Raw genomic sequence first — 951 nt, 5'->3', positions numbered from 1 at the left:
AACCCCTGTTACCGCCGTGAAAGGGCGGTGTCCTGGACCACTAGACGAATGGGACATTCCGCTTTGGCTTAGCGCCAAATGCGGGGCGTATATTATTTCCGACGTGGACGTAGGTCAAGGGTTTTTTCAGGTTTTTTTCCTATAAAATCAATATGTTCATTTTTTAGCTAACTTGTCAGGATAACCATGAGCCCGACCGCAACAGGACTACTGATTCTTGCCGCCATACTCCTCTGCACCCTGGCCGCAAGCCTCACCCAGCACCTTGTTAGCCGGCGCCAGTTGCGCCTTGCACGCAGCACCGAACTGCAGGAAAACATACGTCACCTGAACTACCTCGCGGACAACCTGCCAGCCCCTTTCCAGAGTACCGATATACGCCATGCACTGGCGGCAAACCTGAGTCTCACACTCACAGAGCTACAGCAGCTGGCGCCACGTGCCTGCAGCGAACAGGAGCGGCTGACGCTGGAACAGCACCTGGCAGAAGCGCCTGACGAGCCCGCCGTTCCCCCGGGCGCGCTGACACAGCTGGCGGATCAGCACAGCGCCCGCCGCGTACGCGCCCTGCTACGCGATCTGGCGCAGCTGTTGCGCCAGCAACAGGAGCGCCACGAACTGCCGCTTGAAATGGCCGAACTCTGCCTGCGTCATATCAAGAGCGGCTACCACCGCGTGAGCTGCGACCTGGCCATCATGGATGCCCAGGGGCTGGAAGCTGGCGGGCGCGCCCAGCTGGCGGCACATCAGTACCGCAGCTGCCTGAGCAAACTGCGGGCCATTCGTTCCATGCAGAATACCGCGCCCCAGATTCAAAACCTGCAGACTCACCTGGAACAGCTCGAACGGCGGCTGAATAGCTCCCAGACGCAGGACAACTAAACCGCCTTCGCCTGGGCCTTCAACAGCCTGTTAGCGCTGCAGGCGACAGTTCTCCCCTTCAAGGCGCCC

At 59.8% G+C, this 951-nt stretch carries 1 protein-coding gene; it reads left to right on the top strand.

Going from position 1 to position 951, the window contains the following annotated elements; genetic code table 11:
* The first annotated feature begins 186 nt into the window (after nucleotides 1-186).
* Nucleotides 187-882: a hypothetical protein gene (locus MRS74_RS23520; protein ID WP_254582717.1), complete on the top strand. Its 696-nt coding sequence runs from the start codon at nucleotides 187-189 to the stop codon at nucleotides 880-882.
* The last annotated feature ends 69 nt before the right edge of the window (nucleotides 883-951 follow it).

Source organism: Marinobacterium sedimentorum (assembly GCF_024267675.1).
Lineage (GTDB): Bacteria > Pseudomonadota > Gammaproteobacteria > Pseudomonadales > Balneatricaceae > Marinobacterium_A > Marinobacterium_A sedimentorum.
The sequence above is the reverse complement of the archived record's forward strand: the minus strand, read 5'-3'. Positions and strand labels throughout refer to the sequence as shown.

Coding starts and splice junctions, on each gene's coding strand:
- MRS74_RS23520 (WP_254582717.1), top strand. CDS start 187: ATGAGCCCGACCGCAACAGGACTACTGATTCTTGCCGCCATACTCCTC.